General features: G+C 59.7%; 20 protein-coding genes. 11 read left to right on the plus strand and 9 right to left on the minus strand.

Features of this window, described 5'->3' with window-relative positions:
* Nucleotides 1-30: 30 nt before the first annotated feature.
* On the minus strand, nucleotides 31-288 hold the full coding sequence (gene rpmA / locus ACZ0AZ_RS04810) for a 50S ribosomal protein L27 (protein ID WP_016773121.1): 258 nt from the start codon (nucleotides 286-288) through the stop codon (nucleotides 31-33).
* A gap of 35 nt (nucleotides 289-323) precedes the next feature.
* Nucleotides 324-635 (minus strand): 50S ribosomal protein L21, encoded by a 312-nt coding sequence (gene rplU, locus ACZ0AZ_RS04815; protein WP_007924746.1) that lies wholly within the window; start codon nucleotides 633-635, stop codon nucleotides 324-326.
* A gap of 241 nt (nucleotides 636-876) precedes the next feature.
* On the opposite strand from rplU, the gene ACZ0AZ_RS04820 reads away from it, so the two are divergent.
* The 3 genes from ACZ0AZ_RS04820 to ACZ0AZ_RS04830 all read left to right on the plus strand — a co-directional run bounded on the left by ACZ0AZ_RS04820 (nucleotide 877) and on the right by ACZ0AZ_RS04830 (nucleotide 2796).
* A complete protein-coding gene (locus ACZ0AZ_RS04820; protein WP_463537015.1) occupies nucleotides 877-1845 on the plus strand; it encodes a polyprenyl synthetase family protein in 969 nt (322 codons plus the stop codon).
* A gap of 147 nt (nucleotides 1846-1992) precedes the next feature.
* Entirely contained in the window at nucleotides 1993-2334 is a 342-nt protein-coding gene (locus ACZ0AZ_RS04825) for a zinc ribbon domain-containing protein YjdM (RefSeq protein ID WP_016773119.1), read from the plus strand.
* A 204-nt stretch (nucleotides 2335-2538) separates the two neighbouring features.
* Nucleotides 2539-2796 carry a PA4570 family protein gene (locus tag ACZ0AZ_RS04830; RefSeq protein ID WP_039761704.1) on the plus strand — a complete coding sequence of 86 codons (258 nt, stop codon included), beginning with the start codon at nucleotides 2539-2541 and terminating at the stop codon, nucleotides 2794-2796.
* Between the two features lie 130 nt (nucleotides 2797-2926).
* Here the strand turns inward: ACZ0AZ_RS04830 and ACZ0AZ_RS04835 are convergent, their stop codons facing one another.
* The 3 genes from ACZ0AZ_RS04835 to ACZ0AZ_RS04845 all read right to left on the minus strand — a co-directional run bounded on the left by ACZ0AZ_RS04835 (nucleotide 2927) and on the right by ACZ0AZ_RS04845 (nucleotide 4590).
* Nucleotides 2927-3544, minus strand: coding sequence for an FKBP-type peptidyl-prolyl cis-trans isomerase (locus tag ACZ0AZ_RS04835; protein WP_016773117.1), 618 nt, complete (start codon nucleotides 3542-3544; stop codon nucleotides 2927-2929).
* A gap of 120 nt (nucleotides 3545-3664) precedes the next feature.
* The gene (locus ACZ0AZ_RS04840; RefSeq protein WP_463537016.1) at nucleotides 3665-3970 is read right to left on the minus strand and encodes a DUF6482 family protein; all 306 of its coding nucleotides are present in this window, start codon (nucleotides 3968-3970) and stop codon (nucleotides 3665-3667) included.
* Nucleotides 3971-4101: 131 nt separating this feature from the next.
* Entirely contained in the window at nucleotides 4102-4590 is a 489-nt protein-coding gene (locus ACZ0AZ_RS04845) for a TIGR00645 family protein (RefSeq protein ID WP_016773116.1), read from the minus strand.
* Between the two features lie 160 nt (nucleotides 4591-4750).
* Between ACZ0AZ_RS04845 and ACZ0AZ_RS04850 the strand changes: the two genes are divergently transcribed.
* On the plus strand, nucleotides 4751-6580 hold the full coding sequence (locus ACZ0AZ_RS04850; RefSeq protein WP_310406977.1) for a hypothetical protein: 1830 nt from the start codon (nucleotides 4751-4753) through the stop codon (nucleotides 6578-6580).
* Here the strand turns inward: ACZ0AZ_RS04850 and ACZ0AZ_RS04855 are convergent.
* The gene (locus ACZ0AZ_RS04855; RefSeq protein ID WP_310406976.1) at nucleotides 6577-6897 is read right to left on the minus strand and encodes a PA4575 family protein; all 321 of its coding nucleotides are present in this window, start codon (nucleotides 6895-6897) and stop codon (nucleotides 6577-6579) included. The genes ACZ0AZ_RS04850 and ACZ0AZ_RS04855 overlap by 4 nt on opposite strands.
* Nucleotides 6898-7220: 323 nt before the next feature.
* Nucleotides 7221-9659, minus strand: a complete 2439-nt coding sequence (locus ACZ0AZ_RS04860) for a Lon protease family protein (RefSeq protein WP_129999792.1) — start codon at nucleotides 9657-9659, stop codon at nucleotides 7221-7223.
* A 302-nt stretch (nucleotides 9660-9961) separates the two neighbouring features.
* Here ACZ0AZ_RS04860 and ACZ0AZ_RS04865 point away from each other — a divergent pair, with 302 nt between their 5' ends.
* From ACZ0AZ_RS04865 to ACZ0AZ_RS04880, 4 genes are all read left to right on the plus strand, one after another.
* Nucleotides 9962-10450, plus strand: a complete 489-nt coding sequence (locus ACZ0AZ_RS04865) for a DUF3015 domain-containing protein (protein WP_016773112.1) — start codon at nucleotides 9962-9964, stop codon at nucleotides 10448-10450.
* Between the two features lie 242 nt (nucleotides 10451-10692).
* Nucleotides 10693-12546 (plus strand): Lnb N-terminal periplasmic domain-containing protein, encoded by a 1854-nt coding sequence (locus ACZ0AZ_RS04870; protein WP_039761714.1) that lies wholly within the window; start codon nucleotides 10693-10695, stop codon nucleotides 12544-12546.
* 219 nt (nucleotides 12547-12765) lie between these two features.
* Entirely contained in the window at nucleotides 12766-13122 is a 357-nt protein-coding gene (locus tag ACZ0AZ_RS04875; RefSeq protein WP_129999789.1) for a hypothetical protein, read from the plus strand.
* A 70-nt stretch (nucleotides 13123-13192) separates the two neighbouring features.
* Nucleotides 13193-13687, plus strand: a complete 495-nt coding sequence (locus ACZ0AZ_RS04880; protein ID WP_463537017.1) for a GreA/GreB family elongation factor — start codon at nucleotides 13193-13195, stop codon at nucleotides 13685-13687.
* Here the strand turns inward: ACZ0AZ_RS04880 and gdhA are convergent.
* Nucleotides 13684-15021: an NADP-specific glutamate dehydrogenase gene (gdhA, locus tag ACZ0AZ_RS04885; RefSeq protein WP_039761721.1), complete on the minus strand. Its 1338-nt coding sequence runs from the start codon at nucleotides 15019-15021 to the stop codon at nucleotides 13684-13686. The genes ACZ0AZ_RS04880 and gdhA overlap by 4 nt on opposite strands.
* A 347-nt stretch (nucleotides 15022-15368) precedes the next feature.
* Nucleotides 15369-17033: an energy-dependent translational throttle protein EttA gene (ettA, locus tag ACZ0AZ_RS04890; RefSeq protein ID WP_016773108.1), complete on the minus strand. Its 1665-nt coding sequence runs from the start codon at nucleotides 17031-17033 to the stop codon at nucleotides 15369-15371.
* A gap of 286 nt (nucleotides 17034-17319) precedes the next feature.
* Here ettA and morA point away from each other — a divergent pair, with 286 nt between their 5' ends.
* The 3 genes from morA to ACZ0AZ_RS04905 all read left to right on the plus strand — a co-directional run bounded on the left by morA (nucleotide 17320) and on the right by ACZ0AZ_RS04905 (nucleotide 23423).
* Nucleotides 17320-21168, plus strand: a complete 3849-nt coding sequence (gene morA / locus ACZ0AZ_RS04895; protein WP_039761723.1) for a cyclic di-GMP receptor MorA — start codon at nucleotides 17320-17322, stop codon at nucleotides 21166-21168.
* A 213-nt stretch (nucleotides 21169-21381) separates the two neighbouring features.
* Complete coding sequence (glyA, locus tag ACZ0AZ_RS04900) at nucleotides 21382-22635, plus strand: serine hydroxymethyltransferase (protein ID WP_039761726.1); 1254 nt, start codon at nucleotides 21382-21384, stop codon at nucleotides 22633-22635.
* A 224-nt stretch (nucleotides 22636-22859) separates the two neighbouring features.
* Nucleotides 22860-23423, plus strand: a complete 564-nt coding sequence (locus ACZ0AZ_RS04905; RefSeq protein ID WP_039761728.1) for a hypothetical protein — start codon at nucleotides 22860-22862, stop codon at nucleotides 23421-23423.
* Nucleotides 23424-23530: the final 107 nt, after the last annotated feature.

Raw genomic sequence — 23530 nt, forward strand, 5'->3', positions numbered from 1 at the left:
CAAGACAGGGCTTCTCCAGCGATCTCGCGATTAAGCCGCGATTACGCTCACGTAACGACGACCGAAGGCGCCCTTTACTTCGAACTTGATCACGCCTTCGATTTTAGCGAAGAGAGTGTGATCCTTGCCCATGCCAACGCCGTAGCCAGCGTGGAATTGGGTGCCGCGCTGACGCACGATGATGTTGCCGGCCTTGATGACCTGGCCGCCATACATCTTCACGCCAAGGCGTTTGGCTTCTGAGTCGCGACCGTTACGGGTACTACCACCAGCTTTTTTGTGTGCCATGAGTTCAATTCTCCTAGTGAGGAATTAGGCTGTAATTAAGCCTGAATACCGGTGATTTTGATCTCGGTGAACCACTGGCGGTGGCCCATACGCTTCATGTGGTGCTTACGACGACGGAACTTGATGATGCGGACTTTATCGTGACGACCTTGGGAGATCACTTCAGCCTTGACGGTTGCGCCAGCAACAACTGGTGCGCCGATGTTCACGTCGTCGCCATTGGCGACCAGCAGAACGCGATCAAAAGTCACGGATTCGCCAGTAGCGATTTCCAGTTTTTCGATCTTCAGGTATTCACCTTCAGCGACCTTGTATTGCTTACCGCCGGTAACGATTACTGCGTACATGGTATTTCTCCGATAATCCTGCTCACCCAGCTCTTTATAAGAAGAGGTATTGGCTGGCATGGCTGCATGGGGCTGGAACGGCCCAAGTGCAATTGCGTAAGGCAGGTGCTGCCCAGGAAGTTCAGGGTGCGCGATTGTACGCAAGCAATCTGCCTCGCGCAAGTGGCCGTCCATCGCGCCTTGACAGGTCTGGACGGGGGTCCTAGCATGCCGCGCAACCCTTCTGGAGCGACTCTCGCTGATGCAACCCCAAGCTTTCTACCGCGCGGTGGCGGACGATTTTAGCGCCGTCGACGGCATCATCAAGAAGCAGCTGACGTCTCGAGTGCCGCTGGTATCGAAAATCGGCGATTACATCACGTCGGCCGGCGGCAAACGCCTGCGTCCTTTATTAGTGTTGCTGTGTGGCAAGGCCCTGGGTCGCGAAGGCGACGACATGCGCCTGCTGGCCGCCACCATCGAATTCCTGCACACCGCCACCCTGCTGCATGACGACGTCGTCGACATGTCCGGCATGCGTCGTGGCCGCTCGACCGCCAACGCCATGTGGGGCAATGCCCCGAGCGTGCTGGTCGGCGATTTCCTGTATTCGCGCTCGTTCGAAATGATGGTCGAACTGGGCTCGATGCCGGTGATGAAGATCCTCTCCCAGGCCACGCGCATCATCGCTGAAGGCGAAGTGTTGCAGTTGTCCAAGGTGCGTGACGCCAGCACCAGCGAAGAAACCTACATGGAAGTCATCCGCGGCAAGACCGCGATGCTCTTCGAAGCCTCGACCCACAGCGCCGCCGCGCTCGCCGGCGCGACCGCCGAGCAGAGCGAAGCCCTGCGCACCTTCGGCGATCACCTGGGTGTGGCGTTCCAGCTGGTTGATGACCTGCTCGACTATAAAGGCGACGCGGAAACCCTGGGCAAGAACGTCGGTGACGATCTGGCCGAAGGCAAGCCGACCCTGCCGTTGATCTACACAATGCGCGAAGGCACCGCCGAACAGGCAGCGCTGGTGCGTCAGGCGATCCAGAAAGGCGGGATCGAAGACCTGGAAAGCATCCGCATCGCCGTCGAAGCGTCCGGCTCGCTGGAGTACACCGCGCAACTGGCCCGCGATTACGTAGCCCGCGCGATCAAGTGCCTCGAGGCGCTGCCGACCAGCGAATATCGCGATGCACTGGTTGAACTGAGCGAGTTCGCGGTAGCCCGCACGCACTGATATTACTGAAACAAGATCAAAAGATCGCAGCCTTCGGCAGCTCCTACATGGGGTGCCGATGCTGCGATCTTTTGCTTTTGCCTGCCTGAAAAGCTAAAACCCTATACAATGTGCGCCCTTTAGCCTCCTGATACCCAAGGAACCTTAGTGAGCACGTTGCCACCCTGCCCGAAATGCAATTCCGAATACACCTACGAAGACGGTACCCAACTGGTCTGCCCCGAGTGTGCCCACGAGTGGTCTGCCAGCGGCGAAGCCGAAGTGGCGGCCGATGATGCCGTGAAGAAAGATTCGGTCGGCAACGTCCTGCAGGACGGCGACACCATCACCGTGATCAAGGATCTGAAGGTCAAGGGCACATCGCTGGTGGTCAAGGTCGGCACCAAGGTCAAGAACATCCGTCTGTGCGATGGCGATCACGACATCGACTGCAAGATCGACGGCATCGGCCCGATGAAGCTCAAATCCGAGTTCGTCAGAAAAGTCTGAGCCTTGCGTCAGCCATCCCGCGCCAGCCGTGGGATGGAGCTTTGCCTTCCCCGCTTCAGCTCAATGAATCCGCGCATGGCCATCAGCCAGCCATTTTGACCTGACACAACCTTTACCCGGAAAAATCCACGATCCGCCAATAGGCACTTGCTATTTGATGAATAAGAATTATTCTCATTGAAACCTTTCAAGGAGATGAGACCCATGACTTATTTGATCGACGCCTGGCTGGATCGCCCACACCCTTACCTCAGGATCCTCCATCGGGAAACCGGCGAAGTCTGTGCGGTGCTTGAAGAAGAAGCCTTGCATGAGTTGCAGGATCAAGGTGATCTGGACGTCAGCAGCCTCAATTCCAGCGAGCCGCTGGTGCTCAAGGAACTGGTGCGCAATCTGTTCCTGTTCTGCTATGCCCGGGCGTTGCGCCCGACCAGTGAGCTGCATAACAAGATCGAAATATGAAACGCGGTCAAAACTGTAGGAGTGAGCCTGCTCGCGATAGCGGTGTGTCAGATAGCCAATCAACAACTGACACACCGCGTTCGCGAGCAGGCTCACTCCTACATTGGCCTGCCATCAAGCAGGCTCGGTATTACAGAACGTCGAGCAGCTCGACGTCGAACACCAGAACGCTGTGCGGCGGGATGCTGCCGACGCCTTGGGCGCCGTAAGCCAGTTCGCTCGGCACGTACAGGCGCCATTTGCTGCCGGCATTCATCAGTTGCAGGGCTTCGGTCCAGCCAGCGATCACGCCGCCAACCGGGAATTCTGCAGGTTGGCCGCGCTCGTAGGAGCTGTCGAACACAGTGCCGTCGATCAGGGTGCCGTGGTAGTGCGTACGCACCTGGTCTTCACGGGTCGGCTTGGCGCCGTCGCCCTGAGTCAGCACTTCGAATTGCAGGCCGGAAGCCAGGGTGGTGATGCCGTCACGCTTGGCGTTTTCGGCGAGGAAGGCCAGGCCTTCGCCAGCCGCAGCTTCAGCCTTGGCAGCTGCTTCAGCTTGCATGATCTCGCGGATCACTTTGAAGCTGGCGGACATTTCTTCCTGGCCAACACGGCTTGGCTTGCCGGCGAAAGCGTCGGTCAGACCGGCCAGGATCGCGTCCAGGCTGACACCCGGTGGCGGGTTGTCGCGCAGCTGGTCGCCGAGTTGACGGCCGATACCGTAGCTGACGCGGGTTTCGTCGGTGGACAGATTTACTTCGGACATGACACTGCTCCGCTGTGCGGACGGCCACAGGACTTGCCGTGCGTGCACAGCGCGTCCCGGCGCGCCCGGAACCAAAAGGGCGAGCAGACTAGCACAGATACCCCGGACTTGGGGCCGAGGCTACAGGGCCGAGCGCCAGGCGAGCGGCACTTTCAGGCTTTCATCGAGGTCAGCGACCAGCCCGCACATTTCGTCATGGACTGAGGTGTGCACAAGGTTGAATGGCAGCACCGGGAAGGCATGCAGCAGATCCCGCGCGTGCTCCACTGAGCGCAGCGTCAGCATATTGCCCTTGAGATCGCTCAACGGATACGCCATCCCATGCATCCTCGCTTCCAACAGGTAAATGCCCCCTTCCATGGAGATCAGGTTCAACTCGTCGACCTTCCTGGCAACAGCAAACGCGTTCAACTCTTGCAGGTTCATGGGAGCACCTCACACCGTGGCGAATCGCACCGTTACAGGGATAGGCCGGTGCGCTTGAAAGCACAAGCCACAAACAAAACCGCCCGTCTGTTTCGCAACAGACGGGCGGCTCTTTTGCAGAGATCGGCTGATCAGTGCTTGGTGACCTTGTCCAGGTAACCCATGGCAAACGCGGACACCACAAAAGTCATGTGAATGATCACGTACCACATCAGGTGCTCGGGATCGACATTCTTGGCGTCCATGAAGATACGCAACAGGTGGATCGAAGAAATCGCCACGATCGACGCCGCGACTTTCATCTTCAACGACGACGAGTCCATGGTGCCCAGCCAGCTGAGCTTCTCTTTGCCTTCGTCGATGTCCAGTTGCGAGACGAAGTTCTCGTAGCCGGAAATCATCACCATCACCAGCAGACCGCCCACCAGCGCCATGTCGATCAGCGACAGCAGCACCAAGATCAGATCCGATTCAGCCATGGCGAAGACATTGGGCAGGATATGGATGATTTCCTGGAAGAACTTCAATGCCAGCGCCAGCAGACCGAGGGACAGGCCGATGTAGATCGGCGCCAGCAGCCAGCGGGTGGCGTACATTGCATTTTCGATAAAGCGTTCCATTGACTCTCACACAAGGGGCTGGAAATGGCGGCGAGTATAACAGCCCGCTGTGACAGCCAGAAACCGCCGGAAAATCCGCTACCTGCGTGTGTGTGACAAATTTTTTCTGCTAGTGTCCAAAGCATTGACAGCCCAATGACAGTGGACAGGACGCGTGGAAATGGATGTGCGATCAGCCTTGACGACTGCCGGATTCTGCATTGCTTTACTCATCGGCGGTTGCTCGCCGAGCGATGAAAAGCACGTCGCCAACCTCGACGAAAAGACCGCCACCTTCGAACAGTCACTGGACGCGATCAGCGACCCGAAGCTCAAGGACGCCATCACCGAGCTCGGCGGTTCGCTGCTGTTGCTCGAAAGGGCCCGACTCAAGCTCGACGACATCACCCCGCACACCGAATACGGCGCCGACGCCCTCGCCGTGCTCAAGCACTACCCTACCCCGCAAGCGCTGGTCGATACCTTTATCAATGGCCTGTTCGTGCTGCACAAGGACGCCAGCTCGGATTACCTCACCGATCTGCAGCCGGTATTCCCGTTCAACCTGAACATTCCCGGCGGTTTTCTGTTTCCGCACGGCATCGAATGGCATTCGGTGACGCTGAGCAACAAACGCGTGATCGCCTGGCAGCCGGAGTGGTCGGAAACCGATCCGGGCATTCAGCTCAGCCCGTCCAGTTCCAACGTGACCAATCCCGATGACCTGACGGTGACCTACCCGTTTATCGATGGCCTCAACGTCGAGAAGAAAAGCCTGCCGCAACCGGTCAGCCTTCAAGGCCAGATCGAAGTCATTGCGCCGCGTCGCTTGTACAGTTTCGACCTGACACAGAAAGACGTCGGCCAGACTCGCACCAACGATAACCTCAGCGTCAAACTGCTCAAACTGGAAAAGAACTACGCCGAAGTCGAAGTCAGCAACAGCCTGCCGCTGGCCGCAGAAGTCGCCGAAACCCGGATCAATCCGCTGATCGTCCAGGCCCGCGATGCCAGCGGCCAATACCTGGTGCGCGCCGGTTCGATCAACGAAAGCCCGGAGCAGGTGGAGTTTTATCAGCAACAACTGGCTCAGCTACAGAAGCAAACGAGCTGGAGCGACACCTTGGAAAAACAGCTCAGCGACGACCAGCAAGCCTTCGAGAAAGAACACCCGCGTCGCTACAACAAGGTGTATTTCCACGGCCCGATCGACACGCTGGAAGTCAGCGTGCTCGATTTCTCCTCGGCAACGGTGACGCGCAAACCGCTGGACCTGCCGGTGCGCACCTTCAATCCGCACACCACGGCCAAAGCCGTGCAGCCGCTGGACCTGCCAGTTGTGGTGTATGACGATCTCGCCGCCAACTGGCTCAAAGGCGCGGACCTGACCGAGGAACAATTGAAGGCCGGCGTGCGCATTCATCAATCGGTGGAAGAGCCGAGCGCGGCGCGGATCGAGTTTTCCCACCGCCGCACCTTCAATGACGAACTGCTCGGCGACGAACTCAATCCCGGCGTCAGCCCGGTGACTTTCTTCACGGAAAAGCGCGGCGGCAAACTCGACGAGCCGATCGAACTGCCGCCCGAGGCGTACCAGGTCGATCCGCTGCAAGCGACGATTACTTATGATCTGACTCTGTTTCCGGAAACCCCGGCGATTGCCGTAGGTTCGATGCCGTTGTTCCTGGCGACAGTGGCCAAGCAATCCTACGACGCGCAGGCATTGCCCAAAGGCCTGGCGATCAAGGACAACACGCTGGTGGTCGACCTGAAAACCTTTCCGGCCAACGAATGGCGTTTCTTCGTCAAGGACAACAGTGGCCACTACCTCAAGCAGATTCTTTCGGTCAGCCACGACGCCAGCACCGAAGGCCCGGCGCTGCTTGGCGTGCACTACTTTTATGGTCGCCCGACTCGCGTGGAAACCTATCAGCGCACCGACCTCGCCACCGTGCAATACGGCTTCGAGGTCAAACTCGACAAGGCGCCAGTGGACGAGACGGCGCCTTAGCCGATGAGGCTGCGCCCACGACCGCCGTTGATCTGCCGCAACTGAGCTTGCAGGTGCAGGCTCCAGATCTGCGGGTCGTCGGCCAGTTCGTAACCGTGCAAGGTCAGGCTTTCAACGATGGTGTCGAGAATCGACTCGGCCGCCACCGGGCCGTGGAACGGGCCCTGGGCCTTGATTGCGGAAGGTTGTTCGCCGGCCATGCCGGCCGCGAAGAGCAGCGTCCACATGCCGTTGTCGCCGGCCAGCGGCTTGACGGCGCATTCGATCCGGGTCACCAGACCCAGGCATTGACGGGTGAGACAGAGGTTGCGCGACATGGCGGCGACCCTCGGTAAAGCCGGTATTCAGCCCCCACGGGAGGACTGGCTCGATCCAGTGATACTGTCGATATCCTTGACCTGAGAATAGAAGAAAAGTGTCCCGCGCAAGCCAAATGGAACCAGAAGGCGCCGAATGGTCATTGTGTGAAGTTTGACGTCAGAGTAGTGGCACATTCCCCGAAGATCCCCGCAGAGATCAATCTGGAAACCACCGTGGGAGCGAGCCTGCTCGCGAAGATGATGGATCAGCCAACTCATTCGTCGACTGAAACAGCGCTTTCGCGAGCAGGCTCGCTCCCACAGGGTTTATTGCAAGCCTGTCAGGCCGGTTTGGCTTCGGCGAGGGCCTCCTGCGCCAGTTCCTTCTCCGCTTCTTTCAAGTCCTCTTCGCTGATCATCTCGGCAATGTCGCGCAGGCGCTCGACCACTCGGGCATTGATGCTGCCTTCAGGGAATTCGCCGTCGGCATTTGGTTCACCGGCCGGCTCGCCCACCAGCAGGCTCAGGGCCTCATCGGCCTGACGCACCGCATACACATGGAACTGCCCGGCGCGCACGGCGGCGAGGACTTTCTCATCGAGCATCAGCGTGGCGACGTTGGCCTGGGGAATGATCGCGCCCTGCTCGCCGGTCAGGCCGCGCGCTTCGCAGAGGCGGAAGAAGCCTTCGATCTTCTCGTTGACACCACCGACCGCCTGCACTTCGCCGAACTGGTTGATCGAACCGGTGATGGCAAAACATTGCTTGAGCGGCGTTTTCGACAGCGCCGAAATCAGCGTGCACGCCTCGCCCAGCGACGCACTGTCGCCATCGACGTAGCCGTAGGACTGCTCGAGGGCGATGCTCGCCGAGATCGCCAGCGGGAATTCCTGGGCGTAACGGCTGCCCAGATACCCGGTGAGGATCATCACGCCTTTGGAGTGGATCGGCTGACCGAGATTGACCTCACGCTCGATGTCGACGATGCCGCTGCCGCCCGGATAGACCGTGGCGGAAATCCGCGCCGGCACGCCGAACGCCGAATCGCCGACTTCCAGTACTGTGAGACCGTTGCACTTGCCGACTGCCGCGCCGTCAGTGTCGATGAGGATGATCCCGGCGAGCATGTCGTCGAGAATCCGCGCCGAGACCCGCCCGGTGCGGGTGGCCTTGGCTTTCAGGGCGCGCTCGATGTGGCCGGCGTCGGTCATTTCATCGCCGGCCAGATGGCGGATGAAATCCGCCTCGCTGACCAGTTGGAACAGATCGCCGATACGCGCCGACAAGCGTCCCTGATGCTCGGCCAGCCGTGCGCTGTAAGTGGCCAGACGCGCTACCGCATCGGCGGTCAGCGGCGCCATGCCTTCTTCCGAAGTGCGGGTTTTCAATAGCTGGGCGAATTGCTCCAGACTCTCGTCGACCATCGGAATGTCTTCGTCGAAGTCGACCAGAACGCGGAACATCTCCTGGAAGTCCGGATCGAGATCCTGCAGCGTGTAATACAGCTGCCGCGCACCGATGATGATGACTTTGACCTGCAACGGAATGTGCTGCGGATTGAGGGTCACGGTGGCGAAGCGGCCCATCTCGCCCAGCGGCGATTCCATTTTCAGCTTGCGCGATTGCAGGGCGCGTTTCAGCGCGTCCCACACGAACGGCTCGCTGAGCATTTTTTCCGCTTCAAGTATCAGGAAACCGCCATTGGCGCGGTGCAGCGCGCCCGGGCGCAACTGTCGATAGGTCGTATAGAGCGCGCCCTGATCGGTGGTGTACTCGATGCGGCCAAACAGGTTTTCGTAGGTCGGATGCGGCTCGAACACCACTGGCGCACCGCCGCTGGCCGGATGCCCGACCACCAGACTCGGTGCGTATTGCTCTTCGAGCAGTTTGCGCGCCACGGCGTCGGTCTTGCTGTCATCGACCAGTTGCTCGACCACGGTTTTCAGCAGGTAGACCTGCATGGCCTGCAAGTAACCGCAGACCGCAGCGTTCTCTGCGTACTTTTCCGACAGCGGCGCGAGCAATGGCTGCAACGCCAACGTGATGGTTTCCTCGTTGAGCGAGCGCAGTTGATTGTTCGACTCGCGTTTCCACTGCGGCAGGCTGGCGAGCTCTTCGTTCAGGCGCTCTTCGAGGCCGGAAATGTCATTGTGAAAACGCTCGCGCTCGGCTTCCGGCAACTGGGCGAATTCGGCTTCGTCCAGGGCCTTGCCGTCGAGCATCGGGGTGAAGGCGATGTTGCTGCTGTCGCGGTACAGGGCGACGTCTTTTTCCAGGGCCAGGCGCTCGATGATGTCCAGCGCCTTGTCGTAGCGCTGATTGAACGCGCGGTCGATGGCGCTTTTTTTCTGCTGGTAGGACGGGTGCTCGAAGACTGCCGGGAAGGTCGCCAGCAGATTGTCGATCAAGCCGTTGATGTCGCCGATGAACGAGGCCGCCGTGCCCGATGGCAGCTCCAGTGCGCGCGGTTCGCGCGGCTCATCGAAGTTGTTGACGTAGACCCAGTCCGCCGGGGTCTGCAGGCGCTTGCCTTCGGCCTTCAGGTAGCGTTTGACGAACGAGAAACGGCCGGTGCCGGGCTCGCCCATGACGAATACGTTGTAACCGGGGCGTGGCATCGCCACACCGAACTGCAAGGCTTCGACCGCGCGTTCCTGGCCGAGCACACCGCGAAAGGGCTCCAGATCATTGGTGGTAGTGAAGCTGAACTGTTCAGCGGAAAACGGACGAGTCAGCGCTTCGGGCGCAAGACGCAGGCTGGCAGCAACAGGATCAGGCATCGGGCTTCCTTAACAATCAGGCGGGGCAGGTAGCGGCATTCTGGCGCTGCCCGTGCCCCACTGGCAAGGCGCGCCACATGACAAAGCATAGACAAGCGCGCGGCCGGCCGACGCGTCCCGATAAATCAGAGGTTTATTCCAAATATTTTGCAAAAAGTCACGGAACCGCTGGAACGTGCCTAAACTCCAAACTGCGCGGCTGGAACTAATACCGGCCCACTGACACTTTCGGCGCTGTCCTCGGGCAGAGTACGAAAGGCCAGAACCCTGTCCATTGGTATGCACATAAAGAGAACAAAGCTATGAAACGGATTCTTCTCGGTACTCTCTTCACCGCTGTATCCATCAACGCAATGGCGCAAGCCCCGGGCGGCCCGGATTGCGGTTGGGGCAACATGCTGTTCGAAGGTCAGCGTGGCACCCCGGCGCACTTCCTTGCTTCCACCACCAACGGCACTTCCGGTAACGCTACCTTCGGTATGACCTCCGGCACCAACGGCTGCTCGACCAACGCGTCCCTGACTTATGGCGGAAAATCCTGGTTCGCCATGAATGGCATGATGAACGAGCTGTCCGAAGACATGGCCAAAGGCAACGGCGAAGCGCTGACCACCTATGCCGTGGTACTGGGCGTAGCACCGGAAGACCGCGCACACTTCGCGCAAGTGACCCACGAGCACTTCCAGCAGATCTTCAGCAAAGCTGACGTGACCGCTGAAGACGTGCATACCAACACCCTGGCAGTACTGAAATCGGACCCACGTCTGGCCAAGTACGCAACTCAGGCTTAAGCTCGACCCCACCCGCTTCCTTCGGGAAGCGGGTTTTATTTTGAATACAGTCTGTAGCGACGGGATTTATCCCCGTTCGGCTGCGAAGCAGTCGTAAAACCTGTGCATGCAATGTATCCGATGCATTGGTGACACAGCTTATGGGGCCGCTTCGCAGCCCAGCGGGGATAAATCCCCTCGCCACAGGGTGTGTGATTACCCCCGATCCGGGATTTGTTTTCTTTCGACTTAAGTTGCCACCTATGCTCAAACGCCTTGCCTGGCTGGCGCTCTGTGTCTGCGCCCCGCTGTCCGCCGCGCCTCACATCGATCCTCAACGTTTGCAGCAACTGGCCAACGACCGCTTCTGGATTTCCCTCGGTCATTACGAAACCGCCAAACTCGGCGGCTGGCGCAGCTATGTCAGCGACAAGAAGTTCTTTCTCGCCCCCGACGGCAACGAGCATCCGGACCGCGAACTGGCCGCCACCGTGCAGGCGCTGTACGCCCCGGCCAGCCTCGGCGAGCAACACGCACAATGCGTATACCCGGCGCGTACCCGCTGGCTGAAAGCGCAGCTCACCCTCTCCGACCTGCCAACGCCGGAATGCGCCGAATACAAGAAATGGTTCAAGGATGTCTCGCCGCACAGCGCGGTGATGATTTTCCCGGCGGCGTATCTCAACAGTCCTTCGTCGATGTTCGGCCACACTTTGCTGCGCATCGATCAGGCGGATGTGCAGGCCGACAAGACCTCGCTGCTCAGCTATGCGATCAATTTCGGTGCCTACATCGAAGGCTCGGACAACAGCATTCTGTATGCCTGGAAAGGCTTGATGGGCGGCTACCCGGGGCTGTTCGCGCTGGTGCCGTATCAGGAAAAACTCTCGGAATACCGCAGCCTGGAAAACCGCGATCTGTGGGAATACAGGCTCAATCTGACTCAGGAAGAAACCGCACGCATGGTCGAACATGTGTGGGAGCTCAAGCAGATCCAGTTCGACTACTTCTTCTTCGACGAAAATTGCTCGTATCGTTTGCTGGAACTGCTGCAAGTGGCGCGGCCGAGCCTGCGCCTGACCGAACAATTCCCGCTCACCGCGATCCCGACCGACACCGTCAAAGCGGTGAAAGAGGCCGGGCTGGTCGAGCACATCGAATATCGCCCGTCCCGCGAACGTGAACTGCTCAGCCGCGCCGAGCCGTTGAGCGATGACGAACAGCAATGGGTGCTCAAGGTCAGCGCCGATCAGAAGGTGTTGCAGGAGCCGACGTTCAAGGCGCTGCCTCGCGCGCGTCAGGCGTTGATCGTCGATGCCGCCTATCGTCTGGAGCGCTACCGCGCCAATGGCCAGGAACGCGACCCACAGCGGGCGCAGCGCAGTTTCGAACTGCTGCGGGCGATCAACAAGAACCCGGCGCCGGAGCTGGAAATACCGCAACCCGGTCTGCCCGAAGATGGCCACGAGTCCCGCACCTGGCAGGCCGGCCTCGGTACGCGCGGCGATCGTGCATTTGGCGAATACGGCTTGCGCATGGCCTATCACGACCTTAACGACAACGCAGAGAGCTTTCCCCTCGGCGCACAGATCGAGATCCTGCAACTGAAGCTGCGCCAATACGAAGGCAATGACTGGCAGTTGCAGCAACTGGATCTGGCGACCATTCGTTCGCTGACCCCGCGCAACGAGCTGCTGCAACCGCTGTCGTGGCAAGTCACCGGTGGCCTGGAGCGGGTGCCGGGCAAGCATGACGACGAAACACTGGTCAGCCATGTCAACGGTGGCGGTGGTGGTACCTGGCAATTGGGCGAAGACGTGCTCGGCTTTGCCCTCGGCACGGTGCGCGTGGAACATAACAATGACTTCGCCGAGTTTGTTTCCCCGGCCGGTGGCTTCAACACCGGTGTGCTGTGGAAAAACCCGCTGGGCAATCTGAGCCTGGAAGCCAAGGGCGACTACTTCTTCAACGGTGAAGTGCGCCGCAGCCTGAGCCTGAATCAGCAGTGGGAGCTGTCGCGCAACCTCGGTTTGCGCCTGACTGCACAGCGTGAATTCAGCCAGCTCGCCAGCCCGGAAACGGAAGTCATGCTGGAAGTGAAGTGGTATCACTACTGACTTCGAACACAACACAGAACCAATGTGGGAGCGAGCTTGCTCGCGAAAGCGGTGGGTCAGTCGATATTAGAATCGCCTGACAGGACGCCTTCGCGAGCAAGCTCGCTCCCACAGGGGCTTTGTGGTGTGCAATGGATTTTTCACAGGCCTTCGACAGCCGCCTCATGAATCCCCTTCTAGACTTTCCTTATGAGCCGAGTATCGGCGCGGGAGAGTGCGATGTGGCGGTGCGTGGGGTTGTTGGGCGTTGTATTGGCGCTGGGCGGTTGCCAGACCACCCATGAAGACTTGATCGCCAAGGGTTATCCACCGGCCTTCGCCGACGGTTTCGATGACGGTTGCGTCAGCGGCCGGCAAGCGGCGGGCTCGATCAGCGGCGAGTTTCGCAAGAACGTGCCGCGCTATCTCAAGGACCAGCAATACGCCGACGGCTGGGTCGACGGCTTCCGCCAATGTCAGGCGATGCTCGAAAACAAGGATCGCGAACAGTATCGCAACGAGCATTGGGACGAGCGCGAGCGCGCCTGGCAGCAACAGAAGGACCAGGGCGCCGGGCGGGCTTATCGCTCGCAATAGGTCGCCTGCAGACATCCATTGAAACCAAATGCCGGCAATGATGGCCCAAATCCTTTAACAGGAGGACTTCATGAGTCGCGCATTCGTCAACGAAGACAACGCCGCCGCGCAGGCCGATCAGCCGGTCGAACGTCAAGTCAGCACGCAGCCCAACTACGTCACGCCGCAAGGTCTGGCGCAGTTGCAGGCGAAGGTTACCGAGTTGCAGAGCCTGCACGCCGAGCAAACGGCCAAAGGCGAGCAGGCTGACAAACAGCGCCTGGCCGATCTGCAACGGGATCTGCGTTATTTCATCCAACGTCTGAGCAGCGCCCAAGTCGCAGTCGCTGCGACCTCCACCGACAAGGTGCAGATCGGCAGTTGGGTAACCTTTGCCGATGAACACGACACTGAACACCGCGTGCAACTGGTCGGCGAGGATCAGGCCGACGCCAGTCAGGGCCTGATCAACTGGGCCTCACCGCTGGGCCGGGCCTTGCTCGGCGCCCGGCTCAACGATGAAGTGCTGTGGCAGCGGCCTGCCGGCGATCAACTGATCGAAGTGATCCGCATCGAACCGGCTTAAACCACGCCTTGCGCCAACATCGCATCGGCGACTTTGACGAAGCCGGCAATGTTCGCGCCCTTGACGTAATTGACCTGACCGTTGTATTCGCCGTAATGCACGCAGGCGTGGTGGATCGACTGCATGATCGCGTGCAGCTTGCTGTCGACCTCGCCCGCCGTCCACAGCAGGCGCATGGCGTTCTGCGACATTTCCAGACCACTCACGGCAACACCGCCCGCATTCGACGCCTTGCCCGGTGCGAACAGAATGCCGGCCTCGATAAAGATATCCACAGCCTCCAGCGTGGTCGGCATGTTCGCGCCTTCAGCCACGCAGACGCAGCCGTTGCGCAGCAGCGTGCGCGCGGCTTCGGCGTCGAGTTCGTTCTGTGTTGCGCAGGGCAATGCGATATCGCACGCCAACGACCACGGATGTTGGCCGGCGCGGAATTCCAGAGCATGGGCGCTCGCCAGTTCGCTGATGCGCCCGCGTTTGACGTTCTTCAGCTCCAGCAGCGCCAGCCACTGTTCTTCGCTCAAACCGGCTTCGCAATACAGCGTGCCTTCGGAGTCGGACAGCGAGATCACTTTGCCGCCCAGATCCATGACCTTGCGCGCCGCATATTGCGCAACGTTGCCAGAACCGGAAATTGCCACACGCTTGCCTTCGACGGTCTGCCCACGGCGCTTGAGCATTTCTTCGGCGAAGTACACGCAGCCGAAACCGGTCGCTTCCGGACGAATCAGGCTACCGCCGTAGGTCATGCCCTTGCCGGTGAGGACGCTGGTGAACTGATTGCTCAGGCGCTTGTACTGGCCAAAGAGGAAACCGATCTCCCGCGCACCGACGCCGATGTCACCGGCCGGCACGTCGACGTCGGCGCCAATGTGGCGGTACAGCTCGCTCATGAACGCCTGGCAGAAACGCATGACTTCGGCGTCGCTCTTGCCCTTGGGATCGAAATCCGAACCGCCCTTGCCGCCGCCCATGGGCAGCGAGGTCAGCGAGTTCTTGAAGGTCTGCTCAAAAGCGAGGAATTTCAGCACGCCGAGGTTCACCGACGGATGAAAACGCAAGCCGCCCTTGTACGGGCCGATGGCGCTGTTCATCTGGATACGGAAGCCGCGATTGACCTGGACCTTGCCCTGATCGTCGACCCACGACACCCGGAACACCAGCGCACGCTCCGGCTCGCAGATGCGCTCGAGAATCCCCGAAGTCAGGTAATGCGGATTGGCTTCAAGAAATGGCCACAGACTGCGCAGGACTTCTTCGACAGCCTGGTGAAATTCGGGCTGGTCGGGGTCGCGTTTTTTCAGGCGCGCAAGGAAGGATTCGACGGTTTCGATCATGGGCAAAGTCTCGGCAAATTTATTGTCGTTGGAGGAGATTGGGCCGGACTGTAACAAACGAATTACGCACAGGAACAGAGCAAAATGTCGCAGTTATGAAATTAAATGGTGCACAGGATATAAATCAGGTCGGTTTTTGACCCTGCTTTGCACTCTAATGGTGAGATCAGACTCACGTCATGCACCAACAGTTACACCCCCTTCGCGAGCAAGCTCGCTCCCACATTTGAAATGCGTTCTCCTGTGGGAGCGAGCTTGCTCGCGAAAGGTTCGACTCGGTTAAACCTGAAAAACACAGAAAAAAAACGGAGCCCGAAGGCTCCGCTCTTTCTGTAACCAACCCGACATCAGGCCAGTTTCTTGTGACGTACCCGGTGAGGCTGGGCCGCTGCTTCGCCGAGGCGCTTTTTGCGGTCAGCTTCGTACTCGGTGTAGTTGCCTTCGAAGAACACCGCTTGCGAGTCGTCTTCGTACGCCAGGATGTGCGTGGCGACACGGTCAAGGAACCACCGATCGTGGGAGATCACAATGGCGGCGCCCGGGAAGTCCAGCAGGGCTTCTTCCAGCGAACGCAGGGTTTCCACGTCGAGGTCGTTGGACGGTTCGTCGAGCAGCAGGACGTTGCCGCCCTCCTTCAGGGTCAGCGCCAGGTGCAGACGACCGCGCTCACCGCCGGACAGATCCTTGACGAACTTCTGCTGGTCGCCGCCCTTGAAGTTGAAGCGACCGACGTAGGTGCGCGACGGGATCTCGTAGTTGCCGATGCGGATCTGGTCGGAACCGTCGGAAATCTGCTGGAACACGGTCTTGCTGCCGTCGAGGTCTTCGCGGCTCTGGTCGACGCAGGCCAGCTGCACGGTTTCACCGATTTCGATGCTGCCCGAATCCGGTGTTTCCTTGCCCATCAGCATGCGGAACAGCGTCGATTTACCGGCACCGTTACCGCCGATCACGCCGACGATGGCGCCCTTCGGCATGGAGAACGACAGGTTGTCGATCAGCACGCGATCGCCGTAGCCCTTGGTCACGTTCTTGAATTCGATGACCTTGTCGCCCAGGCGTGGACCGGCCGGGATGTAGATCTCGTTGGTTTCGCTGCGCTTCTGGAATTCCTGCGATTGCATTTCTTCGAAGCGTTGCAGACGTGCCTTGGATTTCGACTGGCGGGCCTTGGCGCCTTTGCGCACCCATTCCAGTTCTTCTTTCATGGCTTTTTCATGAGCCGACTGCTGCTTGGATTCCTGGGCCAGACGATCGGACTTGGCTTCGAGCCAGCCCGAATAGTTGCCCTCGTAAGGAATGCCCGCGCCGCGGTCGAGTTCCAGAATCCAGCCGGCGACGTTGTCGAGGAAGTAGCGGTCGTGCGTGATCGCAACCACGGTGCCCGGGAAATCGTGGAGGAAATGCTCCAGCCACGCCACCGAATCGGCGTCCAGGTGGTTGGTCGGTTCGTCGAGCAGCAGCATGTCCGGAGCGGACAGCAGCAGACGGCACAGGGCGACACGGCGCTTTTCACCACCGGACAGGTGTTCTACTTTCGCGTCCCAGGCCGGCAGACGCAGCGCGTCGGCGGCGACTTCCAGTTGGCGCTCGAGGTTATGGCCGTCGCTGGCCTGCAGGATCGCTTCGAGCTTGGCCTGTTCAGCGGCGAGCTTATCGAAGTCGGCGTCCGGGTCAGCGTAGGCTGCGTAGACTTCGTCCAGACGCGCTTGTGCATCCTTGATCACGCTGACCGCTTCCTCGACCACTTCACGCACGGTCTTGGCAGGATCGAGTTGCGGCTCTTGCGGCAGGTAACCGATGTTCAAATCTGGCATCGGACGTGCTTCACCTTCGAACTCGGTATCGACGCCGGCCATGATTTTCAGCAGCGTGGATTTACCCGAGCCGTTGAGGCCGAGCACGCCGATCTTGGCGCCGGGGAAGAAGGACAGCGAAATGTTTTTGAGAATTTCCCGCTTCGGCGGAACAACTTTGCCCAGCCGATGCATGGTGAAGACGTATTGAGCCATGGAGAACCTTGGGTCAGTGACAGATGAATGATTGGAGCGCAGGCGATGCCTGGCCAGACTGTGCGCGTCGTTCACTTGATCACGATCAATGCGTGCGCGCTGGAAAAAGTCTGATTGTAGGGGCTGGAACGCCCCCGTCTAACCGGCAAAGCTACCTGAATGACCGATGGCAGTCCAGCCGAGAGGGGCTGGCACTTAGCCACGAGTCAAGGCATGCTAGCCGCCCTTCGGGCGTCCGGCTTATAGTGCACGTCGCGCCAGTCCAGCCAAATCGCAGGATCACAGCTTGACCAATGTCACTCCGCCAGCCTCTGTGAGCAGCACCCCACCGGCGCCCGGCTCGCCCCTGCGCGGAACATTAAAGGGTGCGCTGGCCACCCTCGTGCTGTTATTGCTCGCGTTGCTGTTCTGGCAACTGCTCGATCAATTGCGCGAAACCCAGAAGAATCAGCGTCAGTACACCATCGATTACACCGCCGACCTTGCCGCCCAGGTCAGCCTGAACATGGCGCTGAACGCGCAAATCGCCCTCAACCTGCTACCGATCGTCGAACAACCGCAAACCGCCGACGAACAGCAGATGCTCCTGCGCAAGTTGCAACGCTCGCTGCCCGACCTGCGCAGCATGGCCCTGCTCTCGCCCTCCGGCCGGATCATCAGCGACAGCGCCACTGACAGCTCCGACGCCGATTACCTGTCCGAACTGGTGCGCCGCAGCCGCGCCCAGGCGCACTACTTCAGCAATGCCGATGACGGCTCGGTGGTGCATCTGCTGCTGCATCAGGCCAGCGGCAGCAGTCGTGGTTACTGGGCGTTGCGCTTGACGCCGACCTTCTTCGATTCGCTGACCAAACAGGACGCCACCGCCCTGCGCCCGCTGTGGCTGGTGGAAAACCGCCTCAACCACCAGATCATCAGCCGCGAGGCCGGGCTGCCGTCAAACAAGGCTGGCGGGTTGACGCCCGACGATGTCGCCAACACCGTGCTGACCGTGCCGCTGAGCAGTAGCGACTGGCAACTGCGCGGGCTGTTCGACCGCCAGCGCGTACTGGAAGAATTGCTGCCGGCGTTCATCGGCAAATGCCTGCTCGGCCTGGCGTTCTCGATGTTGCCGGTGATCGCGCTGCTGAACATGCGTCGGCGCCAGCGCCAAGTGCATGAAGGTCGGCGGCGCTATCAGGATATTTTCGAAGGCACCGGTGTGGCCTTGTGCGTACTCGACCTTTCCGGCCTCAAGCAGATGTTCGACAAGGCGCAGATCCAGACCAGCGACCAGCTCAAGGCCTGGCTCGACCAGCCGCAGCAGCGCCAGCAGTTGCTTGCGGAAATGCGCGTCACCGAGGTCAATCAGGTCGCCCTGCAACTGCTCGATGTGCACTCCTGCGACGATGCCTGGCAGCTGCTGATCGACGGCCAGCGCCATCCGCAGTGCGCGATCGGTCAGCAGATTCTCGACGCCGTCCTGCAGCAGCAGAAGCAGCTGGAACTGGAAATCAAACTGCCCAACAGCAACGGTCGCGACCAGCACCTGTGGATGGTCCTGCGCCTGCCGAGCGAGCAGCACGACTATAAAGCCGTAATCCTCAGCATCAATGACATCACCAGCCGCAAGCTGATCGAGCTGTCGCTGCTGGAGCGTGAAGGTTTCTGGTCGGACGTGGTGCGCACCGTTCCGGATCATCTGTATGTGCAGGACGTGATCAGCCAGCGGATGATTTTCAGCAACCACCACCTCGGCCAGACCCTGGGCTACAACCGCACCGAACTGCATCAGATGGGCGAGTACTTCTGGGAAATCCTCCTGCACCCGGAAGACGCCGACTATTACCATCGTTCGCGGCAGTTGCAGCGCCACGCCGGTTACAGCCAGTTGTTGCAATGCCAGTTGCGCTTCCGCCATCGCGACGGCAAGTGGCGGCGCTTCGACATCCGTGAACAGGCGCTGGCGAGGGACAAGCACGATCAGGTCACGCGGATCATCGGTGTGGCCAAGGACATCACCGAACAGATCGAGGCCAGCGAATCGCTGCGTGACAGCGAGCAGCGCTACCGCATGCTCGCCGAAAGCATCAGCGACGTGATTTTCTCCACTGACAGCAAGCTCTCGCTGAACTATGTCAGCCCCTCGGTGCAAGCCGTGCTCGGTTACAACGCCGAGTGGATTTTCCAGAACGGCTGGCAATCGACCATCGCCAACCCCGGGCAATTGAACGGCATCTACGCGCTGATGGACCGCGTCAGCAAAGCGCTGGACAAGCCCGAGCAACTGGCATTGTTGCGCAATCAGGTGCAAACGCAGTTGTTCCTCTTCGATTGCCTGCGCGCCGACGGCCGCAAGATTCCGATCGAGCTGCGCCTGGTGCTGGTGTGGGACGAACACGGCGCGTTCGAAGGCGTGCTCGGCGTCGGCCGCGATATCAGTCAACAGCGCCGTGCCGAAAAAGATTTGCGCATGGCCGCCACGGTATTCGAGCACTCGACTTCGGCAATCCTGATCACCGACCCGGCCGGCTACATCGTCCAGGCCAACGAAGCCTTCAGTCGGGTCAGCGGCTACAGCGTCGGCGAAGTCCTCGACCAGTTGCCAAACATGCTCACCGTCGACGAGCAGCAGGATGCCCACCTGCGCTATGTGCTCAAGCAGTTGCACGAGCACAGCACCTGGGAAGGCGAGGTGTGGATGAAGCGCCGCAACGGCGAGCATTACCCGGCGTGGGTCGGCATCACTGCCGTACTCGACGACGAGGGCGATCTGGCCAGTTACGTGTGCTTCTTCAGCGACATCAGCGAGCGCAAGGCCAGCGAGCAGCGCATCCACCGCCTCGCCTATTACGACGCTCTCACCCACCTGCCGAACCGCACGCTGTTCCAGGATCGGCTGCATACCGCGCTGCAAGCGGCCGAACGGCAGAAGTCGTGGGTGGTGCTGATGTTCCTCGACCTCGACCGTTTCAAACCGATCAACGACTCCTTGGGCCACGCCGCCGGCGACCGCATGCTCAAGGATATGGCCACGCGCCTGCTGGCCTGCGTCGATGACGACGACACCGTGGCGCGCATGGGCGGCGACGAATTCACCTTGCTGCTGCAGCATCGCTCCAACCGCGAACTGGCGCTGAACCGGGCGATTCATGTCGCCGAGCAGATTCTCGCCAGCCTGGTGCGGCCGTTCGTGCTCGAGGGCCGCGAGTTCTTCGTCACCGCCAGTATCGGCATCGCGTTGAGCCCGCAGGACGGCAACGAACTCAGCCAGTTGATGAAGAACGCCGACACGGCGATGTACCACGCCAAGGAACGCGGCAAGAACAACTTCCAGTTCTATCAGGCCGACATGAACGCCAGTGCGCTGGAGCGTCTGGAGCTGGAAAGCGATTTGCGCCATGCGCTGGAGCAGAACGAATTCGTCCTGTATTACCAACCGCAGTTCAGCGGCGACGGCAAACGTCTGACCGGCGCCGAAGCACTGCTGCGCTGGCGCCATCCCCGTCGCGGACTGGTACCGCCGGGGGATTTCATTCCGGTGCTGGAAGAGCTCGGCCTGGTGGTGGATGTTGGCGACTGGGTCATCAGCGAGGCCTGTCGACAGCTGAAAACCTGGCACCAGCAACGGGTGCGGGTGCCGAAGGTGTCGGTGAACATCTCCGCACGGCAGTTTTCCGATGGCCAGTTGGGCACCCGAATCGCGACGATCCTGCGCGAAACCGGCCTGCCCCCGGCGTGTCTGGAACTGGAGCTGACCGAAAGTATCCTGATGCGCGAAGTCAGCGAGGCAATGCAGATTCTCGCCGGATTGAAAAACCTCGGCCTGAGTATCGCGGTCGACGACTTCGGCACCGGTTATTCATCGCTGAACTACCTCAAACAATTCCCGATCGACGTGCTGAAGATCGACCGCACCTTCGTCGATGGCCTGCCGTCCGGCGAACAGGACGCGCAGATCGCCCGCGCGATTATCGCCATGGCCCACAGCCTGAATCTGGCGGTGATCGCCGAGGGCGTGGAAACCCACGAGCAACTGGACTTCCTGCGTGAGCACGGTTGCGATGAAGTGCAGGGATATCTGTTCGGCCGGCCGATGCCGGCGGGACGGTTCGAGGCGCAGTTCAGCAATGATGCGCTGTTCATGTTCGACTGAACATCTGCGGCGCGGCCTTCACGAGCAGGCTCGCTCCCACAGGGGAATGCATTTCACATGTGGGAGCGAGCCTGCTCGCGAAGGGGCCGGCAAAAGCACCGCACATCTGTCATGAACGCCACTTGTCTGCGACATGATGTCGTTTCATATGTCATCCAAAAGCGGTTGGGTTAGAATGCCCCCCTTTTCTGCCCCCGATCCTTGAGGACCGCCATGTTCAGCCGTGATTTGACTATTGCCAAGTACGACGCCGACCTTTTTGCCGCCATGGAGCAAGAAGCTCAGCGTCAGGAAGAACACATTGAGCTGATCGCTTCGGAAAACTACACCAGCCCAGCGGTGATGGAAGCTCAAGGCTCGGTCCTGACCAACAAGTACGCCGAAGGCTATCCGGGCAAGCGCTACTACGGTGGTTGCGAGTACGTTGACGTGGTTGAACAACTGGCCATCGACCGCGCCAAGGAACTGTTCGGCGCCGATTACGCCAACGTTCAGCCGCACGCCGGTTCGCAAGCCAACGCTGCGGTGTACCTGGCGCTGCTGTCGGCTGGCGACACCATTCTGGGCATGAGCCTGGCCCACGGCGGTCACCTGACCCACGGCGCCAGTGTTTCCTCCTCGGGCAAGCTGTACAACGCCATCCAGTACGGCATCGACGCCAACGGCCTGATCGACTACGACGAAGTCGAGCGCCTGGCGGTCGAGCACAAGCCGAAAATGATCGTTGCCGGTTTCTCGGCCTACTCGCAGATCCTCGACTTCCCGCGCTTCCGCGAAATTGCCGACAAGGTCGGCGCTTACCTGTTCGTCGACATGGCTCACGTCGCCGGTCTGGTTGCCGCGGGCGTCTACCCGAACCCGGTGCCGTTCGCCGACGTCGTGACCACCACCACCCACAAGACCCTGCGCGGTCCACGTGGCGGTCTGATCCTGGCCAAAGCGAACGCCGAGATCGAGAAGAAGCTCAATTCCGCAGTATTCCCGGGCGCCCAGGGTGGCCCGCTGGAGCACGTGATCGCGGCCAAGGCGATCTGCTTCAAGGAAGCGCTGCAGCCTGAATTCAAGGCTTACCAGCAACAAGTGGTGAAGAACGCCAAGGCCATGGCCGAAGTGTTCATCGCGCGCGGTTTTGACGTGGTTTCGGGCGGTACTGAAAACCACCTGTTCCTGCTGTCGCTGATCAAGCAGGACATCTCCGGTAAAGACGCCGACGCCGCATTGGGCAAAGCGTTCATCACCGTGAACAAGAACTCCGTGCCTAATGATCCACGCTCGCCGTTCGTGACTTCCGGCCTGCGCTTCGGTACTCCGGCTGTAACCACCCGTGGCTTCAAAGAGGCCGAGTGCAAAGAGCTGGCCGGCTGGATCTGCGACATCCTGGCTGACTTGAACAACGAGGCGGTGATCGACGCCGTTCGTGAAAAAGTCAAAGCCATCTGCAAGAAACTGCCAGTGTACGGTGCTTGATAAGCCCCGTTAACCTGCATAAAAGAACCGGCCAACATTGGCCGGTTTTTTTATGGCCAGTCATCCGATAACTCAATACCACCCGAAGAAAACTGCAATCTGCTAATCCCGTCCCGCAGGGCTTTTTATCCCTTTTTTCAAACCAAACTCTTGCAACACACATGCAAACCGCCACAAATGAAAACCGCTTAGTCTGAAACCCGACTTGATAAAAGGGTTTCGTCATGACGAGCAATATCGAAAAATCTTTCATTGCAACATTGAGAATGTTCGACCACAGAGTCGGCTTTCTTGAACACCTGTACGGCAAACCGGCGATGGCTACCATCAGTCTGTTCAGCGGCGGTTTTTATACCGGACGTCCGCAAATACGGGATCAATCCCACCTGCTCGGCATCCGGATCAACGAGCAGAGCGACAGGATAAAGCCGTTGAAGCTGCACTTCGGTCATACCCCTGACGGCTATATCCTCACCGTAAAAAACCAGGGGCCCTATTTCAATCAGGTGATCAGCAATCACTGGCTGGACACTGTCGAGGCCGTTAAGCCAGACACTGACAGCCCGAGCAAGTTTGTCCTCCTCGACCGTTATGGCACCGCCATTACCCGGGACAACTTACAGGCCGAACACACACCCGTTTGTTTGAAACTGGAAAGCCACGACTACTTGGGCGGCATAAAAATCAGAAGTTTGCCGTACGTCTATCTGGGCAAAACCGAAGAGCGCTCGAAAATCACCTTCATCCTGAGCGTTGTCGAAAGACATGTACCTGACATCAAAAGGTGAGCCACTTCCCATCCGGCAACAGACAGCCTTACCGTTTTTCGCAAATGCTCAAGACCGGGCCTTTCCGGCAACTGGTAAGACCGGTCATGCCAATTGTCTAAATTTCT

Source organism: Pseudomonas sp. AC239, from assembly GCF_979258545.1.